Below are 19,514 nucleotides of genomic sequence, written 5' to 3' on the forward strand. Positions count from 1 at the left end.
CCCTTACGAGGACGACACCATGAGCAGCAGCACCGTCATCACCAACATCGCCACGCTCGTCACCAACGACCCCTCCCTGGACGGCTCCCCCCTGGGCCTGGTCCGGGACGCGGCCGTCGTCATCGACGGCGACCGCGTCGCGTGGACCGGTGCGGCGGGCGAAGCACCCGCCGCCGACAACCGGGTCGACGCCGGCGGCCGGGCGGTGCTGCCGGGGTTCGTGGACTCCCACTCCCACCTGGTCTTCGCCGGCGACCGCACGCAGGAGTTCAACGCCCGCATGTCCGGCCGCTCCTACACCGCGGGCGGCATCCGCACCACGGTCGCCGCCACCCGGGCCGCGACCGACGCGGAGCTGGAGGCGAACCTGACCCGCTACCTGGCGGAGGCTCTCCGCCAGGGCACCACCACCCTGGAGACCAAGTCGGGCTACGGCCTGACCGTCGAGGACGAATCGCGCGCCCTGCGCATCGCGGCCGGGCACACCGACGAGGTCACCTACCTCGGCGCGCACATCGTCCCCCCGGACCACGCCGACGACCCGGCGGCCTACGTCGCCCTGGTCACCGGCGAGATGCTGGACGCCTGCGCCCCGCACGCCCGCTGGATCGACGTGTTCTGCGAGCAGGGCGCCTTCGACGGCGACCAGGCCCGCGCGATCCTCACGGCGGGCCGGGCCAGGGGTCTGCACCCGCGGATCCACGCCAACCAGCTCTCCCACGGCCCAGGCGTCCAGCTGGCCGTCGAACTGGACGCGGCCAGCGCCGACCACTGCACCCACCTCACCGACGCGGACGTGGACGCGCTGGCCCAGGGGAACACGGTCGCCACCCTGCTGCCCGGCGCCGAGTTCTCCACCCGAGCGGAGTGGCCCGACGCCCGCCGCCTGCTGGACGCGGGCGTCACCGTCGCCCTGTCCACGGACTGCAACCCCGGCTCGTCGTTCACCTCGTCGGTGCCGTTCTGCGTCGCCCTCGCCGTCCGCGACATGGGGATGACCCCCGACGAGGCGGTCTGGTCGGCCACGGCGGGCGGTGCCGCGGCCCTGCGCCGCACCGACATCGGCCGGCTCACCCCCGGCGCCCGCGCCGACCTGACCCTCCTGGACGCCCCGAGCCACGTCCACCTGGCCTACCGTCCGGGCGTGCCGCTGGTCAGCGGGGTGTGGCGCGGAGGCGTACGCGTCGTCTGACCGGGGTCCGCGGTGACCCCGCGGACCCGTCAGGCGGGCTCCGTCGCGGCGGCGTCCGCGACGACGCCGGGCGCGCCCGTGCCGGCGCGTTCCCCCCGCCCGGCCGGCAGGCGGCCCCACGCCGTACCCGCGAGCACCAGCACCGCGCCGAGGTACCCGAGCGGGCCCGGCCGGTCCCCGCCCAGGGCGATGCCGACGGCCGCGGCCCACACCGGCTCGGTGCCGAGCAGCAGGCTGACCCGCGACGGGGACGTCCGCCGGACCGCCCACATCTGCACGAAGAACGCGAGCAGCGTGCAGAACGCGGACAGGTACAGCAGCCCCAGCCAGTCCCCGCCGTCGAAAGCGGCCGCGGCCGACCAGGGCGGGGCACCGGTGCCCGGCACCGCCGTCAGCACGGCGAACACCACGAGCGCGCCGCCCAGCTGAACCGTCGTCAGCGACAGCGCGTCCGCCCCGCGCACCGACTCCAGGCGGGACATGGCCAGGACGTGCGCGGTACGGGCCGCGGCGGCCCCGAGCATCAGCAGGTCGCCGCCGTTCGGGGCGGTGAACCCCGCGCCCACGGTCAGCAGGGCCACCCCGAGCACCGACAGCCCGGCCGCCGCCAGGAAGGACCCGGGCAGCCGGACCCCGCGCACCGCGCTCTCCGCGAGCGGGGTGAGGACCATGGTGAGGCTGATGATCAGACCCGCGTTGGTCGCCGAGGTGCGCACCACCCCGTACGTCTCCAGCAGGAAGATCACGGCGAGGAGCAGCCCCAGCAGCGCCCCACCGCGCACCTGGGCCGCGCTCAGCGCGCGCAGCCGCCGCCGGCCGGCCACGACGAGCACCGGCACGGCCACGGCGAACCGCAGCACCAGCACGGCGAGCACCGTCCGTTGTGTGGTGACGCCCTTGGCGGCCAGGTAGCTGGAACCCCACACCACCGCGATCAGCAGGACGGGCAGATCGGTCAGCCGGCCGCCGCGGGCCGCGGTGACGGGCATGGGCATCCTCCGGGGGACGTAGGGACGTGGCCCGACGACAGTACGTACCCCGGCGGCATGACGACCGCCCGGCCGGGTACCCCGCACCCGGAGAAGGCCGTCCGGAGCCGGACACGCGAGCGGCCCGGCGCGTCGGCCGGGCCGCTCCCGCGGTGCGCGGAGGTCACTCGGAGGTCACTCCTCCGCGGTCAGTCCCCTGCGCAGCCGGACCAGCGTGCGCGACAGCAGCCGGGACACGTGCATCTGCGAGATGCCGAGTTCCTCACCGATCTCCGACTGCGTCATGTTCGCCACGAACCGCAGCGACAGGATCGTCCGGTCGCGCGAGGGCAGCCCGGCGATCAGTGGCTTCAGCGACTCGATGTACTCGATGCCCTCCAGCCCGTGGTCCTCGTACCCGATGCGGTCCGCGAGCGCGCCCTCGGAGTCGTCCTCGTCGGGCTGCGCGTCCAGCGAGGAGGCGGTGTAGGCGTTCGAGGCGGCCATGCCCTCGACGACCTCCTCGGCGGTCAGGCCGAGGCGCTCGGCGAGCTCCGCGACCGTCGGCGCGCGGTCCAGCTTCTGCGCCAGCTCGTCCCCCGCCTTGGCGAGGTCGAGCCGCAGCTCCTGGAGCCGGCGCGGGACGCGCACGGACCACGAGGTGTCGCGGAAGAAGCGCTTGATCTCGCCGATGATGGTCGGCATCGCGAATGTGGGAAATTCCACACCGCGGGCCAGCTCGAAGCGGTCGATCGCCTTGATCAGACCGATCGTGCCGACCTGGACGATGTCCTCCATCGGCTCGCTGCGGGAGCGGAAGCGGGAGGCGGCGAACTTCACCAGCGCGAGGTTCAGCTCGACGAGCGTGTTGCGGACGTACGCGTGCTCCCGCGTCCCTTCCTCCAGCGATTCCAGGCGCTCGAAGAGGGTCTTGGACAGTGCCCGCGCGTCGACCGGGCCGATCTCGTCGTACGGGGGGATCTCGGGGAAACCCTCGGGAAGGCCGGGGGTGCCGATGGGATGATCCAGTTGTTCCGGTGGGGGTGTCGACGTCGCCATGGGGGTATGCGATGCGTCGAGCCGGGGTGACATGGGTGTCCTCCATCGTTCTCGGCATAAGGCTGCCGAAGCCAGTGCGTGCACTACGGTGTGCGGCGCCTCCGAAGCCGGCGTGTAGGGATGTGTGTCCTTACTAGCCCTACCCGGTGCACCGAGCGAGTCGCAAGTGTCTTCTGTTGTGATATGTCCGTTTGTGCGCGGTTGTTCGGGTGTCGGAGTGCGCGGGGAAGGCGTAATGTTCGAGGGCATCAGCAGCCACGACCTCGGGAGAGAGAGACGGCATGGACCACGGGACGGTCGGCAGCGCACAGTCGGGCCGGCTTCTGGTGGAGGTGCGGGAAGAGGGCTCCAGCGCCGTAGTGACACCGGCCGGCGAGCTGGACCACCACACCGCCGATCTTTTGCGTGAGCCCCTCGACGACCTTCTGGCCAAGGGCTTCGCGCGGCTCGTCGTGGACTGCTCACGCCTGGAGTTCTGCGACTCCACAGGGCTGAACGTCCTGCTCGGCGCACGGCTGAAGGCGGAGGCCGCCGGAGGCGGCGTCCACCTGGCCGGAATGCAGCCGGTGGTCGCCCGCGTCTTCGAGATCACGGGGGCCGAGGCGGTATTCACCGTGCACGACTCCCTGGAGGCGGCCCTGGCCGACGGTGCCGACTGAGCCGCCGCCCCCGCGCGGCCCGCTTCCGCGGGCACCGGGCGCCGACAGTTTCCGGGCGTTGCACGCGTCACGCCGAACACAGGGGTGTTCCGCCGGATCGGTCGGGCAGGAGGGGGCAGAAGAACCACGAGGCGACCTGGACGGCCGCCGGCCGCCGGACCCCGTCGGGCCCGGCGAACGGCCTGGACGGGACCTGCCTCGGCGGACCGGTGGTCACAGGACCCCGCGTGGACGACGCGCGGGCGACGGCCGGACGACGTACCACCCGGCACCGGCGGTGCCGGACTTTTGACCGCACTTTTTAGCTCATGAACTGGTGAATCGGTGAGGTGAAGCGCTGATGAGCACCACCCGGCCTTACTCGCCGGGCGACCGCGGCCCGGAGCCCAGCGGCGCTTCCGGGGCGTCCGAGGGGGTTGCGCCGGCCGTCGGCGCAGCCACGGGGGCAGCCGCGCCGTCCGTGCCGTCCGGTCCGACCGGCGGCACCCCGCAGGAACGGAGCCGGCAGGTCCGCAGACTCCGTCTGGAGGGCGAGAGCGGTGTCGTGCCCCTCGCCCGCGACTTCACCCGCCAGGCGCTGTACGCGTGGGACTGGCTGCCGGCCGACTCCCCGGACCAGCGGGCCGCCGCCGAGGACGTCCTGCTCGTCGTCTCCGAACTGGTCACCAACGCCTGCCTGCACGCCGGCGGTCCGGACGAGCTGTTCCTCTCCTGCGACAACAAGGTGATCCGGGTCGAGGTCTCCGACCGCGGCGACGGGCAGCCCGCCCCGCGCACCCCGCACCGCGCCGGCCGCCCCGGCGGACACGGCATGTTCATCGTGGAGCGGCTGTGCCTGGACTGGGGCGTGATCCGCGCCGCCGACCGTCCCGGCAAGACCGTCTGGGCGGAAATGGGCGCGCCCGCCTGACCGTTGCCACGGGCACGAGGCGGCGCGCGAGCGCCGCCCGTTCCGCGGCCGGCACGCCCTCTCACTTCGACGCCCACCCCGCCCTGGCCTCGCCCGCCCGTACACCCCCGATGCCACCGACGCACCGGGGCCAGGGCTTGGCGGCACGGCCCGACCCCCTCTCGCCGAGACACCCGCCCGACCCGGCCGGGTCCGTGCCACGAAGCGCGAGGGCCAGGAACGCCGGGTACGGCGCTGTCGGACCTCCGGCGAGAACCAGGGCCTCTCGTTCGGCTCGACGACAACGCGGCGAGGCGTGGTGCCAGGCCTGGGCCGCGAACCGCGTGCCGGCTCACCGGGCCTCCCCGTCCGCTTGCGCGCCCGCTTGGCCCGCACGCTTGCGCGCCCGCTTGCCCGCACACTGCCGTGCGGCGAGCGCGTCGACGGCCCGGGGGGCGCGGACCGTACGTCCGGTCCGGCTCTCCCTGCCTGCCCACCCGCTCACGCGCCGGCCTGCCCGCACGGCGGGAACCCGTGCCAGGTGAGCGCCCGACGGTCGCGGAAGGGGTCCGGTACGGCCCTGTGCGGCCGTGAGCCCCGTGGAGGGCACCCGGTGCCGCCGCCTGCTCCGGCACGCGCGGGTCGGCGGCGTGCCGGGCGAGCGCCGCACGCGCGCGGTAGTCGCCGGGCCCGAGCGCGCCGCTGTGGGAACGGTCGGCCTCCGCCTGAAGGAGAACCGGTACTTCAGCCGCTCGGCCGGCACCCCCGGGTCCCGTCCGGTAGGGGGTGTGGGAGGCGGCGGACACCGTGTCGCGTACCCGGTGCCCGTGCCGCCCGCCCGGCGCTCACCGCCCGCCCCCCGAGGGCACGGTAGGCACCCGGAACGCCCGGAGGGCCACCGCATCGCCGGGATGCGGTGGCCCTCCTTCGGTCTCGCCGGGGGTCAGTTCACGTCGCCCATGAGCTTCTTGACCTTGTTGCGGTACATCCACACCGCGAAACCGGCGATCACGGCGAGCACGGCCTCGAGGGCGACGAAGCCCATCCTGTCGAGGTTGACGCCGCCGACGGCCGGGTTGGACAGCAGCGCGGTGATCGAGTCGCCCGCGGTGACCGCGAGGAACCAGACGCCCATCATCTGGGAGGCGTACTTCTTCGGCGCCATCTTCGTCGTCACCGACAGACCCACCGGGGACAGCGTCAGCTCACCGACGGTCTGCACGAAGTAGATCGCGACCAGCCACAGCGCCGCGGCCTTGTGACCGCCCTGGGCGATGGACAGGGGGGCGAGGAAGAGGAAGAAGGACGCGCCCACCAGCACCAGGCCGGAGGAGAACTTCACGATCGTGCTCGGCTCCTTGCCGCGCCGGTTCAGCCACAGCCACAGCCAGGCGAAGACGGGCGCCAGGGCCATGATCATGACCGGGTTGACCGACTGGTACCAGGAGACCGGGAAGGTCCAGCCGGCGATCGAGTTCCTGGCCGAGTCCTGGGCGAAGATCGACATCGTCGAGCCGCCCTGGTCGTAGATCATCCAGAAGACGGCGGCGGCCACGAAGAACCAGATGTACGCCGAGACCTTCGAGCGCTCCGCCGGGGCCAGGTCCTTGTCGCGCAGGATCCGGGCGATGACCAGGATGGGCACGATCAGGCCGATCAGGGTGAGCGGGATCAGCGCCCAGTTCAGGGTGAAGTGGCCGGAGAAGCTCACGGCGCCGTAGAAGACGGCGGCGACGGCCAGCCAGATCAGGCCCTTGCGCAGCGTGGCGGCCTTCTCCGCGGCCGACAGCGGGGTGGGGACCTCGCTGCTGCGCGGGTTCAGGTGGCGTCCGCCGAGCAGGTACTGGGCGAGACCCAGCGCCATGCCGAGCGCGGCCAGCGCGAAGCCCAGGTGCCAGTTGACGTTCTCACCGACGGTGCCGATGACCAGCGGCGCGACGAAGGCACCGAGGTTGATACCGATGTAGAACAGGGTGAAGCCGGCGTCCCGGCGCGGGTCGTCCGGGCCCTTGTAGAGGTGGCCGACCATGGTGGAGATGTTGGCCTTCAGCAGGCCGGAGCCGATGGCGACGAGCCCCAGGCCGACGAAGAAGCTGGCGGCGGCGGGCAGCGCCAGGCACAGGTGGCCGAGCATGATGACCAGACCGGCGACGGCCACGGTCTTGCGGGGGCCGAGCACCCGGTCGGCGAACCAGCCGCCGGGCAGGGCGAGCAGGTAGACGAGCGACACGTACACGGAGTAGATCGCGGTCGCCGTGCCCGCGTTCATGTGCAGGCCACCCGGGGCCACCAGGTACAGCGGGAGCAGGGCCCTCATGCCGTAGTAGGAGAAGCGCTCCCACATCTCGGTCATGAAGAGAGTGGCCAGTCCGCGGGGGTGGCCGAAGAAGGTCTTCCCGGACCCGGGGGTGCCCGGGCGGACCGAGTCCTTCGTCAGGCTGGACGCCATGGTCGTTCCTTGCTGGTCGGGACGCGCGGTCGAGCGTGCGCGCCCGGTGGGGGTGCGGCCGGCACCGGCGGGGTCGGCCGTCCACCCCCACGCCCAGGGGGAGTCCGTTCCGGATCACGGAAGCGGCGGGCGGCGACCACCGGGATCCACGCCCCGGCGCGTCGCTGCGTCCGGGGCCCGGCCAGAGGTCATTCCTTTCAAGGCTGACCTTGGTCAGCCCGCACACGAATGGGACCTTCAGCGACAGTGTCCGCGGAAGGCCCCCGGTGTACTACAGGCGTTCAGGTCACCATACGGCAGGACACTGCCGGATATGGAAGGACTTGAGACGCGGATCACAGGTGTCGCGGGAACCGCGCGAGGGAATTCGAAGGTCTCTCCTACGATCCCATCCCCAGGTCAATGGTTCGTACCAGTCGGCCGCGAAGGTAAGAAGCGGGGGAGGTGATCATGCCCCGGCACCTTCCGCGGGCGGTCTACCATCACTCCATGACCCGTGTACTGCTCGCCGAGGACGACGCGTCCATCTCGGAGCCGCTGGCCCGCGCCCTGCGCCGGGAAGGTTACGAGGTCGAGGTGCGCGAGGACGGACCCGCCGCGCTCGACGCCGGAATGCAGGGCGGTGTCGACCTGGTCGTGCTGGACCTCGGCCTGCCCGGCATGGACGGCCTGGAGGTCGCCCGCCGGCTGCGCGCCGACGGCCACACCGTGCCCATCCTCATCCTGACCGCGCGGGCCGACGAGGTGGACACCGTCGTCGGCCTGGACGCGGGCGCCGACGACTACGTCACCAAGCCGTTCCGGCTCGCCGAACTGCTCGCCCGGGTCCGGGCCCTGCTGCGGCGCGGCGCCGCCGAGCCGCAGCAGCCGCCGGCCACGCACGGGGTCCGGATCGACGTGGAGTCGCACCGGGCCTGGATGGGCGACGAGGAACTCCAGCTCACCGCCAAGGAGTTCGACCTGCTGCGGGTCCTGGTGCGCGACGCCGGCCGGGTGGTGACCCGGGACCAGCTCATGCGCGAGGTGTGGGACACCACCTGGTGGTCCTCGACCAAGACCCTCGACATGCACATCTCCTGGCTGCGCAAGAAGCTCGGTGACGACGCGGCGAACCCGAGGTACATCGCCACGGTCCGCGGCGTGGGCTTCCGCTTCGAGAAGAGCTGAGCCGGCCGCGGCCGGCCCGGCCGAGCTAGCAGAGCCGAGCCCGGACCCAGCGACAGCACAGGTGACCGACCATGCGCCGACGTCTCATCCAGTCCACCCTCGCCGTCGTCCTGGTGGTGATCGCCGTCTTCGGTGTCTCCCTGGTGATCGTGGAGACGCGGACGATCAGCAACAGCGCCCAGGAGCGGGTGTACTCCGAGGCGGTGCGGCTGGCCAGCATCGTGGACAGCCGGATCCTGGCCGCCGAGAACGTCAACGCGGACGTGCTGCGCAATCCGGTCAGCAAGGAGCAGTACGCGGTGATCCGCATGCCCGGCCGGCCGCCCATCGAGATCGGCACCCCGCCGGAGGGTGACGTCATCCGCGCCCGGCAGACCGGCGAGGAGGGCGAGAGCGTCACCGTCGAGGAGCCGCGCTCCGCGGTGACCCGCGAGGTCGGCCGCACCCTGCTGATCATCGGGCTGGTGGCGCTGCTCGCCGTGGTCGCCGCCGTACTCCTCGCCGTCCGCCAGGCCAGCCGGCTCGCCTCCCCGCTGACCGACCTCGCCGAGACCGCCGAGCGCCTCGGCTCCGGCGACCCGCGCCCCCGGCACAAGCGCTACGGCGTCCCCGAGCTGGACCGGGTCGCCGACGTGCTGGACGCCTCCGCCGAGCGGATCGGACGCATGCTGACCGCCGAGCGGCGGCTGGCCGCCGACGCCTCCCACCAGCTCCGGACGCCGCTGACCGCCCTGTCGATGCGGCTGGAGGAGATCACCCTCACCGACGACCCGGACACGGTGAAGGAGGAGGCGACCATCGCGCTGACGCAGGTGGAGCGGCTGACGGACGTCGTCCAGCGGCTGCTGACCAACTCCCGCGACCCGCGCACCGGCTCCGCCGTCACCTTCGACCTCGACGAGGTCATCCAGCAGCAGCTCGCCGAGTGGCGGCCCGCCTACCGCAGCGCCGGCCGGGCGGTCGTCAGCTCCGGCAAACGGCACCTCCAGGCGGTCGGCACCCCGGGCGCGGTCGCGCAGGTGCTGGCCGCGCTGATCGAGAACTCCCTCATGCACGGCGGCGGGACCGTCGCCCTGCGAACCCGGGTCACCGGCAACCAGGCCGTGGTGGAGGTCACCGACGAGGGGCCCGGCGTGCCGGCCGACCTCGGCGCGCGGATCTTCGAGCGGACCATCAGCGGGCGCAACTCCACGGGCATCGGCCTGGCCGTCGCCCGGGACCTCGCGGAGGCCGACGGCGGCCGGCTGGAACTGCTCCAGGCGCAGCCCCCGGTCTTCGGCCTGTTCCTGTCCCGCACGCCCCCGGCGCGGACCCCGGACGAGGACCGGCCGACGGTCCGCTGAGCGCCCCCGTCACCGGACGCGCCGTGACGTCCCGATCAGCGCACGCGCTCCGGCGCTCCCGTCAGCGCACGCGCCGCAGCCGCTCCGAGGAGCGCGGTGCAGGCTGCTCCGCCTCGGCCGCGAGGATCGACTCCGCCTCGTCGGAGGGCAGCGCCCGGAACACCCAGGTGCGGTACGACCAGAACCGGAACAGCGTCGCGACACCGATGCCGACGAACTTGAAGACGTTGCTCTGGAGCGGGCTGTCCCAGCCGAAGCCGTAGGTCGCCAGGTACAGCAGGCCGTTCTCGATCACCAGGCCGATCACGCTGAACAGCAGGAACAGCGAGAGTTCCTTGGTGCGGCCGTGCTTGTCACGGTCCCGGTAGGTCCAGTAGCGGAAACCGACGTAGTTGAAGACGATCGCCACGACGGTCGCGATGACGCTGGCCCGCACCACCGGCAGCCCGGAGACGTGCCGGACCAGGTTGAAGACGCCGAGATTGACGAGGACGCCGGCACCGCCGACGGCCCCGAACTTGGCCACCTCGCGTACGAGCCGTTGCAGCCCCCCGGAACGAGGTTCCATGGCTGTGCAGCTCCCGTCGGTAGGTTCCGGTCGTCGCGGTCATGCTATCCGGGCCGGGGCACCGATGCCCGTGGGCCGGGACACGTCCCGGGAACGGGTCGGAAAGAGCCGGGAAAGCGCTGGGTAAGAGATCGGGACCGGGACGGTATCCGGCCGCGCCGCCGTGGCCGATACGCTAGGGGTGTGACGTTCCCGGTAGTCGGCATGGTCGGCGGGGGGCAGCTCGCGCGTATGACGCACGAGGCGGGCATCCCGTTGGGCATCAGGTTCAAGCTTCTCAGTGACACTCCTCAGGATTCCGCGGCGCAGGTCGTCGGTGATGTCGTCATCGGCGACTACCGCGACCTGGACACGCTGCGCGAGTTCGCGCGCGGCTGTGACGTGATCACCTTCGATCACGAGCACGTGCCGACCGAGCACCTGCGTGCCCTGGAGGCGGACGGCATCCCCGTCCGCCCCGGCCCGGACGCGCTGGTGCACGCCCAGGACAAGGGCGTGATGCGCGCGAGGCTCGACGCGATCGGCATCCCCTGCCCACGCCACCGGATCGTGAGCGATCCCGCGGACGTGGCCGCCTTCGCGGCGGAGGGCGACGGCTTCCCGGTCGTCCTCAAGACCGTCCGCGGCGGCTACGACGGCAAGGGCGTGTGGGTCGTCGGCTCCGCCGAGGAGGCCGCCGCGCCGTTCCGCGCGGGCGTGCCGGTCCTCGCCGAGGAGAAGGTCGACTACGTCCGCGAGCTGGCCGCCAACGTCGTGCGCTCCCCGCACGGCCAGGCCGTCGCCTACCCGGTGGTGGAATCGCGGCAGGTCGACGGCGTCTGCGACACCGTGATCGCCCCCGCGCCGGACCTGGACGAGACCCTCGCCCTGCACGCCGAGCGGCTGGCGCTGACCATCGCCAAGGAACTGGGTGTCGTCGGGCACCTCGCCGTGGAGCTGTTCCAGACCCGCGACGGCCGCGTCCTGGTCAACGAGCTGGCCATGCGCCCGCACAACTCCGGCCACTGGAGCATGGACGGCGCCGTCACCTCCCAGTTCGCCAACCACGTCCGCGCGGTCCTCGACCTGCCGCTCGGCGACCCGCGTCCCCGCCAGCCGTGGACGGTCATGGTCAACGTCCTGGGCGGCGACTACCCGGACATGTACGGGGCGTACCTGCACTGCATGGCCCGCGACCCCAAGCTCAAGATCCACATGTACGGCAAGGACGTGAAGCCCGGCCGCAAGGTCGGACACGTCAACACCTACGGCGACGACCTGGACGACGTGCTGGAGCGCGCCCGTCACGCAGCCGGCTACCTGAGAGGCACCATCACCGAATGAGCCCCGTTGTTGGCATCGTCATGGGGTCGGACTCCGACTGGCCCGTCATGGAAGCCGCCGCCAAGGCCCTGGACGAGTTCGAGATCCCCTACGAGGTCGACGTCGTCTCCGCGCACCGCATGCCCCGCGAGATGATCACGTACGGGGAGCAGGCCGCCGACCGCGGCCTGAAGGCGATCATCGCCGGCGCGGGCGGCGCCGCCCACCTGCCCGGCATGCTCGCCTCCGTCACCCCGCTGCCGGTCATCGGCGTGCCGGTGCCGCTGAAGTACCTGGACGGCATGGACTCGCTGCTGTCCATCGTGCAGATGCCCGCCGGTGTCCCGGTCGCCACGGTCTCCGTCGCCGGCGCCCGCAACGCCGGCCTCCTCGCGGCCCGGATGCTCGCCGCGCACGACGAGGACCTGCTGCACCGGATGCGCGACTTCCAGCAGGAACTCAACGACCAGGCCACCGAGAAGGGCAAGCGGCTGCGCTCCAAGGTGGAGGGCGCGAGCGGCTTCGGCTTCGGCAAGTGACCGCGCCGACGTCCCTGGCCGGCGCCCGGGAGCTGCTGCGCGAGTTCCCGGTCGTCGACGGCCACAACGACCTGCCCTGGGCGCTGCGCAAGGCGGCCGGGTACGACCTGGACAAGCTCGACATCGCCGTACCCCAGGACGCCCACCTGCACACCGACCTGCCGAGGTTGCGCGAGGGCGGCGTCGGCGCGCAGTACTGGTCGGTGTACGTGCCCGCCGAGGAGCCCGAGCCGGTCGCGGCGACGCTGGAGCAGATCGACTGCGTCCGGCAGCTGCTCGCCCGCTACCCGGCGGACCTGGCGCCCGCGCTGACCGCCGCGGACATGACCCGGGCGCGCGGTGAGGGCCGTATCGCCTCGCTGATGGGGGCCGAGGGCGGCCACTCCATCGCCAACTCGCTGGGCACCCTGCGCGGCCTGCACGCGCTCGGCGTGCGGTACATGACCCTCACCCACAACTCCAACGTGGACTGGGCGGACTCGGCGACCGACGAGCCGAGGGCGGGGGGTCTCACCGCGTTCGGCCGTGAGGTCGTCCGGGAGATGAACCGCACCGGCATGCTGGTCGACCTCTCGCACGTCGCGGCGACGACCATGCGCGACGCGTTGGAGACGGCCGCCGCGCCGGTGATCTTCTCGCACTCCTCGGCCCGCGCCGTCTGCGACCACCCGCGCAACATCCCCGACGACGTCCTGGAGCGGCTGCCCGCCAACGGCGGCGTGGCCATGGTGACGTTCGTGCCGAAGTTCGTGCTCCAGGCGGCCGTCGACTGGACGGCCGCGGCCGACGAGAACCTGCGCGCCCACGGCCTCCACCACCTGGACACCGGCCCGGAGGCGATGAGGCTGCACCGCGAGTTCGAGGAACGCACCCCGCGTCCCGTCGCCACGGTCTCCACGGTGGCGGACCACCTGGACCACATGCGCGAGGTGGCCGGCGTCGACCACCTCGGCATCGGCGGCGACTACGACGGCACCGCGTTCACCCCGGACGGCCTGGACGACGTCTCCGGCTATCCGAACCTGCTCGCCGAACTGCTCGACCGAGGCTGGTCCAGGGCCGACCTCGCCAAGCTGACCTGGCAGAACGCGGTGCGCGTGCTGGGCGCGGCGGAGGACGTGGCCCGTGACCTCCAGGCCACCCGGGCGCCGTCCCTCGCCACCATAGGATCGCTCGACGGCTGACCGTCACTCGATGCGGCACAGGCAGAACGGGTGCCCGGCCGGGTCGGCGTACACCTGGAAGTCCCGCTTCTCCCGGTCGGCCAGTTCCAGCGGGCGGGCGCCGAGCGCCAGCACCCGCTCGTGCGCCGCGTCGAGCTCCGCCCAGGTGCTGCCGGCGTCGAAGTCCAGGTGGAACTGCTGGCCGTTGCGGTCCGCGCGGGGCCACTCCGGCGGGGTGTGTCCCTCGACCCGCTGGAAGGCCAGCCGCGGCCCGTCCGGCACCCGCAGCGCGACCCAGTCGTCGTCCTCGGCCTGCGGGGTGCCGCCGGCCACGGCCGCGTAGAAGGCGGCCAGCGCGTGCGGATCGGGACAGTCGAGCACGACGGAACGCAGACGGGCGACGGACGCCATGATGTCTCCTTCGGATACGACCAACTGGTACGAGTACGAGTACGAATACGAATACGGGTGCGCCCGGTCAGCGGGCGCAGAGGCAGAACGGGTGCCCCGCCGGGTCGGCGTAGACACGGAAGCCGCGCGAGCGGTCCGCCGTGTCCAGCGGCTCCGCCCCCAGCTCCAGCACCCCCTTCTCGGCCGCGTCCAGGTCGTCCACCACCAGGTCCAGGTGGAACTGCTGCGAGGCGTCCGGGGCGGGCCAGCGCGGCGGCACCCACCCGGGCGCCCGCTGGAAGGCCAGCGCCGGCCCGCCGGGCACCCTCAGGTCCACCCACTCACCCTCCCCCTCCACCGCGCCGCCCAGCACGGCGGCGTAGAAACCGGCCAGCGCGAGGGGGTCCGGACAGTCCAGGACCACCACACCGAACTCGGCGAGAGCCATGACGCACCTCCTTGTGTTACCTGTGTAGACGGGTAACCGGTAACGGTCACCGCATGCTCCCGCATCGGGGGTAACGTCGCAAGCATGAGCGAGAGATCGGCCGCTCCCGGCGGTCTGGCCCTGATCGAGTCCCTCGTGAACACGCTGGACGTCGAGACGGGCGCCGACTCGCTGGACACCGCGGAGGGCCGCGCCCGCCTGGGGATCACGGGCGGCGCGCTGGCCGAGGCCCGCGAGCTGCGCGAGTCGCTGCGGGCCGCGCTGCTCGCCCACGCCGGCCACCCGCCGCACCGCACGGTGACCCCGCTGGCCGCCCTGCTGGCCCGGGCCCCGCTGTACGTCACCGTCGACGGCGCCGACGGCTCGGCCCGCCTGGCCCCCGCCGACGGGGGCCCGCTGCCCGCCCGGGTCGCCGCCGCCGTCGCCGAGGCGCTCGTCGCCGGCACCTGGACCCGGCTGAAGGCGTGCGAGGCCGACACCTGCCACTGGGCGTACTACGACCGCAGCCCCGCCGGACGCCGGCGCTGGTGCTCGATGCGGGTGTGCGGTTCCCGCGCGAAGATGCGCCGGTACCGCGCGAAGGGATCCTGAGCCGGCGCCGTCTGGGGCAGAATGCGCAAGGACGCCGGTTCGGCCGACTGAGCCTCGGCCGAACCGGCGTCACCCGCCACGCGGTCGCGCGCTACGCCGTCGGGCGTCCCATCGCCCGGTACGTCCACCCCGCCCGCCGCCACAGCTCCGGGTCCAGCGTGTTGCGCCCGTCCAGCAGGACCCGGTCCGCCGCGGCCTCACCGAGCGCCACCGGGTCCAGCTCGCGGAACTCCTGCCACTCGGTCAGGTGCAGCACCACGTCCGCCCCCCGGGCCGCCTCCAGCGCCGTCTCGGCGTAGCCCAGGGTCGGGAAGACCTTGCGAGCGTTGGCCATGCCCTTCGGGTCGTAGACGGTCACCTGGCCGCCCTGGAGGTGGATCTGGCCGGCCACGTTCAGCGCGGGCGAGTCACGGACGTCGTCCGAGTCCGGCTTGAAGGTGGCGCCGAGCACCGCCACCCGCTTACCGAGGAAGGAGCCGCCGCCGAGCGCCTCCCGGGTCATCTCCACCATCTGGCCGCGCCGGCGCATGTTGATGGAGTCGATCTCCCGCAGGAACGTCAGTGCCTGGTCCGCGCCCAGCTCCCCGGCGCGGGCCATGAACGCCCGGATGTCCTTGGGCAGGCAGCCGCCGCCGAAGCCGATGCCGGCGCGCAGGAACTTCCGGCCGATGCGGTCGTCGTGCCCGATGGCCTCCGCGAGCCGCGCCACGTCACCGCCCGCGGCCTCGCAGACCTCCGCCATCGCGTTGATGAAGGAGATCTTGGTGGCGAGGAAGGAGTTCGCGGCCGTCTTCACCAGCTCCGCGGTCGGGAAGTCGGTGACGACGAACGGCGCGCCGTCGCCGACCGGACCCGCGTACACCTCGCGCAGCAGCTTCTCCGCGCGCTCGCTGCGCACGCCGACGACGATCCGGTCCGGGTGCAGGGTGTCCTGGACGGCGAACCCCTCGCGCAGGAACTCCGGATTCCAGGCGAGTTCGGCGTCGCCGCCGGCCGGGGCGTGCTCGGCGAGGTAGCCGGCCAGCCGGCCGGCGGACCCCACCGGCACCGTCGACTTGCCGACGACCAGCGCCGGGCCGTGCAGGTGCGGGGCGAGGGAGGCGATCGCGGAGTCGACGTACGACATGTCGCAGGCGTACTCACCGTGCTTCTGCGGCGTGTTCACGCACACGAAGTGCACGTCGCCGAAGGCGCCGGCCTCCGCCCAGTCCATGGTGAACCGCAGCCGCCCGGTGGAACCCTCGATCCCGGCCACGTGCCGGCGCAGCAGCTCCTCCAGGCCCGGCTCGTACATCGGGCTCTCTCCGCGCTCCAGCATGGCGATCTTCTCCGGTACGACGTCCAGCCCCAGCACCTCGAAGCCCAGCTCGGCCATGGCCGCGGCATGGGTGGCGCCCAGGTAACCGGTGCCGATCACGGTGATCTTCAGGCTCATGCGGGTGCTCCAGCTCCGGTCCGTCGGTCCTGCTCGGTCATGCGGTGCCTGAGCATAGTCGGGCCGGTCACCGGGCACTTTTCCCGCTGTCGCCAAACTCACGTAGGCGTGTTCGCGGCAGAGCTCTAAAATTCAGTTACTTAACGGTAATTAGCGTCAGTATCACTGCGTCTTTGGAGCGTGAGAGACCGTGGCCGGAACGGCTGACTTCGACCTGTACCGCCCGACCGAGGAGCACGACATGCTCCGTGACGTCGTCCGGGCCCTGGCCGAGGCGAAGATCGCGCCGTACGCGGCGGCGGTGGACGAGGAGGCCCGCTTCCCGCAGGAGGCGCTGGACGCCCTGGTCGCCAATGACCTGCACGCGGTGCACGTACCCGAGGAGTACGGCGGGGCCGGCGCCGACGCGCTCGCCACGGTCATCGTCATCGAGGAGGTGGCCCGCGTCTGCGTGTCCTCCTCGCTGATCCCGGCCGTCAACAAGCTCGGCTCGCTCCCGGTGATCCTCTCCGGCTCCGCGGACCTGAAGAAGAAGTACCTGGGCCCGCTCGCCAAGGGCGACGCGATGTTCTCGTACTGCCTCTCCGAGCCGGACGCGGGCTCGGACGCGGCCGGCATGAAGACCAAGGCGGTCCGCGACGGCGACCACTGGATCCTCAACGGCGTCAAGCGCTGGATCACCAACGCGGGTGTGTCGGAGTACTACACGGTGATGGCCGTGACCGACCCGTCGAAGCGCTCGAAGGGCATCTCGGCGTTCGTGGTCGAGAAGTCCGACGAGGGCGTCTCCTTCGGCGCCCCCGAGAAGAAGCTCGGCATCAAGGGCTCGCCCACCCGCGAGGTCTACTTCGACAACGTCCGCATCCCCGCCGACCGCATGATCGGCGAGGAGGGCACCGGCTTCGCCACCGCCATGAAGACCCTGGACCACACCCGCATCACCATCGCCGCCCAGGCCCTCGGTGTCGCCCAGGGCGCTCTCGACTACGCCAAGGGCTACGTCCAGGAGCGCAAGCAGTTCGGCAAGCCGATCGCGGACTTCCAGGGCATCCAGTTCATGCTCGCCGACATGTCCATGAAGATCTCGGCGGCCCGTGCCCTCACCTACCAGGCCGCCGCCGCCTCCGAGCGCGTCGCCGCCGGGGGCGAGGAGAAGGACCTCACCTACCTGGGCGCCGCCGCCAAGTGCTTCGCCTCCGACACCGCCATGGAGGTCACCACCGACGCCGTCCAGCTCCTCGGCGGCTACGGCTACACCCGTGACTACCCGGTGGAGCGCATGATGCGCGACGCGAAGATCACCCAGATCTACGAGGGCACCAACCAGGTGCAGCGGATCGTCATGGCGAGGAACCTGCCGTAACGGGACGCGGTCACCCTCCACAGCCCCCGGCGCGCGCGCCGGGGGCTGTGGTCATGGTCCGTCGGTCCGCTGGGCCGTAGGGCGGTAGGCCGACGTGCGCGGCCGCCGTGCGGGACGTAGGACGGAACCAGACGGGGGCCGCCCCGGACCCCCACCGCCTCCGAGGAGGAGCCATGACCCAGTCCGGAATGATGCCCGCCATGACCCAGCAGATGCAGGACTGCATCGAGGCCTGCATGAGCTGCCACAGCATGTGCGAGGAGACCATGAGCTCCTGCATGCAGCAGGGCGGGCAGGCGCAGATGCAGGTCATGCGCGCGCTCATGGACTGCTCCGAGGCGACCCGGATGTGCGCCGACATGATGATGCGGCGCTCGCCCATGGCCGGCGAGATGAGCATGCTCTGCGCGAAGGTCTGCGACATGTGCGCCGAGGCGTGCATGTCCATGCCGGACGACCAGCAGATGATGCGCTGCGCCGAGGCGTGTCGCCGCTGCGCGGAGACCTGTCGCGCCATGGCGGGCGCCACCATGTGACACGGCCCGGCCGGGCCACGCGTCAAGGGCACCCTCCCCGGGTGCCCTTGCACCGCGCCCTCGCGCCTTCAGCTGCCGGCGACGGTGACCTTCTCGTCGTCGTTCAGCTCCTTGACGAGGGTCTTCACCTTCGCCTTGTCCCAGAGCAGGTTGCCGCCGGCGGAACCGGAGATCGGCATGTTCATCGAGGTGCCGTCACCGCCGCTGACACCCTTCATCGCCCAGAACATGGAGGCCAGGTCCCACAGCGACATGTCCTTGTCGACGATGAGGGAGTCCAGGCCCGCGCCCATGGTCGGGTAGAGCTTGAAGGGGTTCAGGACCGTCGACGGGGTGGCCACCTGGTGGGCCAGGGCGGCCAGGAACTTCTGCTGGTTCTTGGTGCGCTGGAGGTCGGACGCGGCGAACGCGTGCCGGGTGCGGACGAAGGCGAGGGCCTGCCTGCCGTTCAGGGTCTGCTTGCCGGCCTTGAAGTCGGCGCCGGACCACTTGTCCTTGAAGGCCTTGTCGATGGTGATGTCGACCCCGCCGACCGCGTCCACGATGTTCGCGAAGCCCTGGAAGCCGATCTCCACGTAGTGGTCTATGTGCAGGCCGGTGTTGTACTCGACCGCGCGGACCAGCAGGGTCGGCCCGTCCTCGGCGTAGGCCGCGTTCAGCTTCTCGTGCCGGCCCCGGGCGGGATAGGTCTTCCCGGACGTCGAGCCCCGGTACGAGGGGATCTCCACGTCGGAGTCGCGCGGCAGCGAGACCAGCGTGTCGCCGTTGCTCCCGACGTGCAGGATCATCATCGAGTCGGTGCGCTTGCCCTCGGCGCCGCCGGTGTGCAGGTTCTTCTCGTCCGCCTTGGACATGCCCTCCCGGCTGTCGGAGCCGACGATCAGGTAGTTCGTGCCGTCGCCCGCCTCCGGCCGGTCGATGACGGTGGACAGGTCCACCTCGCGGCGCAGCTTGGAGTCGGCCCAGAAGTAGGTCGCGACCGACGTGACGACCACCACGGTCGCCACCGTGATCGCCGTCCACTTGATCCGGCGCCGCCAGTTCGGCGCCGGGCGCGGGGCGCGGCCGGCCGCTGTGCCGGTGCCGCCCGGGCCGCGGCCGCCGGGGGCGCCGTAGACCTGGCCGGTGTTGTAGCCGCTGTCGTACGCGTCCGGGCCGCCGTCGTCGTGCCCGCGTCCGTCGACGTACGAGGGCTGCTGCGGCACGCCGGCGCCGTACGGCGGTGCCGACGGGTTCCGCCGCACCTGGCGCATCACGCGCGCGCCCTCGGGCGGCGCGCCGGCACCGCCGCGTCCGTGGCGCGTGCCCCCGTTGTGGTCGGACCATCCCTCGGGCCAGTCATTCATGGGCCCCAGTGTGCAGGGCGCCGCCGTCCGCTCCCAAGGGCTGTCGGGGAATCAGGGCGCCGCTGTTGCGAACCCGACACAAATTCCGCGAACGGTGCTCGGCATAA

19 protein-coding genes are annotated in these 19,514 nt (G+C 72.1%); 11 read left to right on the forward strand and 8 right to left on the reverse strand.

What is annotated here, in order from left to right; translation table 11 throughout:
• Window positions 1–19: 19 nt before the first annotated feature.
• Window positions 20–1,192, forward strand: coding sequence for an imidazolonepropionase (gene hutI, locus ACIQVT_RS16045; RefSeq protein WP_403752830.1), 1,173 nt, complete (start codon window positions 20–22; stop codon window positions 1,190–1,192).
• Window positions 1,193–1,221: 29 nt separating this feature from the next.
• On the opposite strand, the gene ACIQVT_RS16050 is transcribed toward hutI, so the two are convergent.
• Both ACIQVT_RS16050 and ACIQVT_RS16055 read right to left on the reverse strand, forming a co-directional pair.
• A complete protein-coding gene (locus ACIQVT_RS16050) occupies window positions 1,222–2,187 on the reverse strand; it encodes a DMT family transporter (protein ID WP_403752833.1) in 966 nt (321 codons plus the stop codon).
• A gap of 168 nt (window positions 2,188–2,355) precedes the next feature.
• The gene (locus ACIQVT_RS16055; protein ID WP_403752836.1) at window positions 2,356–3,252 is read right to left on the reverse strand and encodes an RNA polymerase sigma factor SigF; all 897 of its coding nucleotides are present in this window, start codon (window positions 3,250–3,252) and stop codon (window positions 2,356–2,358) included.
• 248 nt (window positions 3,253–3,500) lie between these two features.
• Here ACIQVT_RS16055 and ACIQVT_RS16060 point away from each other — a divergent pair, with 248 nt between their 5' ends.
• Window positions 3,501–3,878 (forward strand): STAS domain-containing protein, encoded by a 378-nt coding sequence (locus ACIQVT_RS16060; RefSeq protein WP_356817472.1) that lies wholly within the window; start codon window positions 3,501–3,503, stop codon window positions 3,876–3,878.
• A gap of 340 nt (window positions 3,879–4,218) precedes the next feature.
• Window positions 4,219–4,788, forward strand: a complete 570-nt coding sequence (locus ACIQVT_RS16065; RefSeq protein WP_403752840.1) for an ATP-binding protein — start codon at window positions 4,219–4,221, stop codon at window positions 4,786–4,788.
• A gap of 922 nt (window positions 4,789–5,710) precedes the next feature.
• Here ACIQVT_RS16065 and ACIQVT_RS16070 read toward each other — a convergent pair.
• Window positions 5,711–7,216, reverse strand: a complete 1,506-nt coding sequence (locus ACIQVT_RS16070) for a peptide MFS transporter (RefSeq protein WP_403752843.1) — start codon at window positions 7,214–7,216, stop codon at window positions 5,711–5,713.
• Between the two features lie 489 nt (window positions 7,217–7,705).
• On the opposite strand from ACIQVT_RS16070, the gene ACIQVT_RS16075 reads away from it, so the two are divergent.
• Window positions 7,706–8,383, forward strand: coding sequence for a response regulator transcription factor (locus ACIQVT_RS16075; RefSeq protein WP_030653180.1), 678 nt, complete (start codon window positions 7,706–7,708; stop codon window positions 8,381–8,383).
• A 71-nt stretch (window positions 8,384–8,454) separates the two neighbouring features.
• Window positions 8,455–9,726, forward strand: coding sequence for an ATP-binding protein (locus tag ACIQVT_RS16080; protein WP_403752847.1), 1,272 nt, complete (start codon window positions 8,455–8,457; stop codon window positions 9,724–9,726).
• A gap of 61 nt (window positions 9,727–9,787) precedes the next feature.
• Here ACIQVT_RS16080 and ACIQVT_RS16085 read toward each other — a convergent pair whose 3' ends face one another.
• On the reverse strand, window positions 9,788–10,294 hold the full coding sequence (locus ACIQVT_RS16085) for a GtrA family protein (protein ID WP_403752850.1): 507 nt from the start codon (window positions 10,292–10,294) through the stop codon (window positions 9,788–9,790).
• Between the two features lie 183 nt (window positions 10,295–10,477).
• Between ACIQVT_RS16085 and ACIQVT_RS16090 the strand changes: the two genes are divergently transcribed.
• The 3 genes from ACIQVT_RS16090 to ACIQVT_RS16100 are packed head-to-tail and all read left to right on the forward strand — an operon-like array spanning window position 10,478 to window position 13,319.
• Entirely contained in the window at window positions 10,478–11,617 is a 1,140-nt protein-coding gene (locus ACIQVT_RS16090; RefSeq protein WP_403752853.1) for a 5-(carboxyamino)imidazole ribonucleotide synthase, read from the forward strand.
• A complete protein-coding gene (gene purE / locus ACIQVT_RS16095) occupies window positions 11,614–12,135 on the forward strand; it encodes a 5-(carboxyamino)imidazole ribonucleotide mutase (protein ID WP_403752856.1) in 522 nt (173 codons plus the stop codon). The genes ACIQVT_RS16090 and purE overlap by 4 nt, the downstream gene beginning before the upstream one ends.
• On the forward strand, window positions 12,132–13,319 hold the full coding sequence (locus ACIQVT_RS16100; protein WP_403752859.1) for a dipeptidase: 1,188 nt from the start codon (window positions 12,132–12,134) through the stop codon (window positions 13,317–13,319). Before purE ends, ACIQVT_RS16100 begins: the two co-directional genes overlap by 4 nt.
• Window positions 13,320–13,322: 3 nt before the next feature.
• Here the strand turns inward: ACIQVT_RS16100 and ACIQVT_RS16105 are convergent, their stop codons facing one another.
• Together ACIQVT_RS16105 and ACIQVT_RS16110 are read right to left on the reverse strand one after the other, a co-directional pair.
• The gene (locus ACIQVT_RS16105; protein ID WP_403752862.1) at window positions 13,323–13,709 is read right to left on the reverse strand and encodes a VOC family protein; all 387 of its coding nucleotides are present in this window, start codon (window positions 13,707–13,709) and stop codon (window positions 13,323–13,325) included.
• Window positions 13,710–13,776: 67 nt separating this feature from the next.
• On the reverse strand, window positions 13,777–14,136 hold the full coding sequence (locus tag ACIQVT_RS16110) for a VOC family protein (protein WP_403752865.1): 360 nt from the start codon (window positions 14,134–14,136) through the stop codon (window positions 13,777–13,779).
• 84 nt (window positions 14,137–14,220) lie between these two features.
• On the opposite strand from ACIQVT_RS16110, the gene ACIQVT_RS16115 reads away from it, so the two are divergent.
• On the forward strand, window positions 14,221–14,727 hold the full coding sequence (locus ACIQVT_RS16115) for a CGNR zinc finger domain-containing protein (RefSeq protein ID WP_403752868.1): 507 nt from the start codon (window positions 14,221–14,223) through the stop codon (window positions 14,725–14,727).
• A gap of 91 nt (window positions 14,728–14,818) precedes the next feature.
• Here ACIQVT_RS16115 and ACIQVT_RS16120 read toward each other — a convergent pair whose 3' ends face one another.
• On the reverse strand, window positions 14,819–16,162 hold the full coding sequence (locus tag ACIQVT_RS16120) for a UDP-glucose dehydrogenase family protein (RefSeq protein ID WP_403752871.1): 1,344 nt from the start codon (window positions 16,160–16,162) through the stop codon (window positions 14,819–14,821).
• A 190-nt stretch (window positions 16,163–16,352) separates the two neighbouring features.
• Between ACIQVT_RS16120 and ACIQVT_RS16125 the strand changes: the two genes are divergently transcribed.
• Both ACIQVT_RS16125 and ACIQVT_RS16130 read left to right on the forward strand, forming a co-directional pair.
• Window positions 16,353–17,525 (forward strand): acyl-CoA dehydrogenase family protein, encoded by a 1,173-nt coding sequence (locus tag ACIQVT_RS16125; protein WP_403752873.1) that lies wholly within the window; start codon window positions 16,353–16,355, stop codon window positions 17,523–17,525.
• 173 nt (window positions 17,526–17,698) lie between these two features.
• A complete protein-coding gene (locus tag ACIQVT_RS16130; RefSeq protein ID WP_403752876.1) occupies window positions 17,699–18,061 on the forward strand; it encodes a four-helix bundle copper-binding protein in 363 nt (120 codons plus the stop codon).
• 68 nt (window positions 18,062–18,129) lie between these two features.
• On the opposite strand, the gene ACIQVT_RS16135 is transcribed toward ACIQVT_RS16130, so the two are convergent.
• Window positions 18,130–19,407 (reverse strand): LCP family protein, encoded by a 1,278-nt coding sequence (locus ACIQVT_RS16135; protein WP_403752879.1) that lies wholly within the window; start codon window positions 19,405–19,407, stop codon window positions 18,130–18,132.
• Window positions 19,408–19,514: the final 107 nt, after the last annotated feature.

Origin of the sequence: Streptomyces sp. NPDC100445, assembly GCF_044759735.1 — a bacterium.
In the GTDB taxonomy this organism is placed as follows: Bacteria; Actinomycetota; Actinomycetes; order Streptomycetales; family Streptomycetaceae; genus Streptomyces.

Bases quoted from the DNA above. Each gene is read 5' to 3' on its own strand.
- hutI (WP_403752830.1), top strand. From the start codon at position 20: ATGAGCAGCAGCACCGTCATCACCAACATCGCCACGCTCGTCACCAAC.
- ACIQVT_RS16050 (WP_403752833.1), bottom strand. From the start codon at position 2,187: ATGCCCATGCCCGTCACCGCGGCCCGCGGCGGCCGGCTGACCGATCTG.
- ACIQVT_RS16055 (WP_403752836.1), bottom strand. From the start codon at position 3,252: ATGTCACCCCGGCTCGACGCATCGCATACCCCCATGGCGACGTCGACA.
- ACIQVT_RS16060 (WP_356817472.1), top strand. From the start codon at position 3,501: ATGGACCACGGGACGGTCGGCAGCGCACAGTCGGGCCGGCTTCTGGTG.
- ACIQVT_RS16065 (WP_403752840.1), top strand. From the start codon at position 4,219: ATGAGCACCACCCGGCCTTACTCGCCGGGCGACCGCGGCCCGGAGCCC.
- ACIQVT_RS16070 (WP_403752843.1), bottom strand. From the start codon at position 7,216: ATGGCGTCCAGCCTGACGAAGGACTCGGTCCGCCCGGGCACCCCCGGG.
- ACIQVT_RS16075 (WP_030653180.1), top strand. From the start codon at position 7,706: ATGACCCGTGTACTGCTCGCCGAGGACGACGCGTCCATCTCGGAGCCG.
- ACIQVT_RS16080 (WP_403752847.1), top strand. From the start codon at position 8,455: ATGCGCCGACGTCTCATCCAGTCCACCCTCGCCGTCGTCCTGGTGGTG.
- ACIQVT_RS16085 (WP_403752850.1), bottom strand. From the start codon at position 10,294: ATGGAACCTCGTTCCGGGGGGCTGCAACGGCTCGTACGCGAGGTGGCC.
- purE (WP_403752856.1), top strand. From the start codon at position 11,614: ATGAGCCCCGTTGTTGGCATCGTCATGGGGTCGGACTCCGACTGGCCC.
- ACIQVT_RS16105 (WP_403752862.1), bottom strand. From the start codon at position 13,709: ATGGCGTCCGTCGCCCGTCTGCGTTCCGTCGTGCTCGACTGTCCCGAT.
- ACIQVT_RS16110 (WP_403752865.1), bottom strand. From the start codon at position 14,136: ATGGCTCTCGCCGAGTTCGGTGTGGTGGTCCTGGACTGTCCGGACCCC.
- ACIQVT_RS16115 (WP_403752868.1), top strand. From the start codon at position 14,221: ATGAGCGAGAGATCGGCCGCTCCCGGCGGTCTGGCCCTGATCGAGTCC.
- ACIQVT_RS16120 (WP_403752871.1), bottom strand. From the start codon at position 16,162: ATGAGCCTGAAGATCACCGTGATCGGCACCGGTTACCTGGGCGCCACC.
- ACIQVT_RS16130 (WP_403752876.1), top strand. From the start codon at position 17,699: ATGACCCAGTCCGGAATGATGCCCGCCATGACCCAGCAGATGCAGGAC.
- ACIQVT_RS16135 (WP_403752879.1), bottom strand. From the start codon at position 19,407: ATGAATGACTGGCCCGAGGGATGGTCCGACCACAACGGGGGCACGCGC.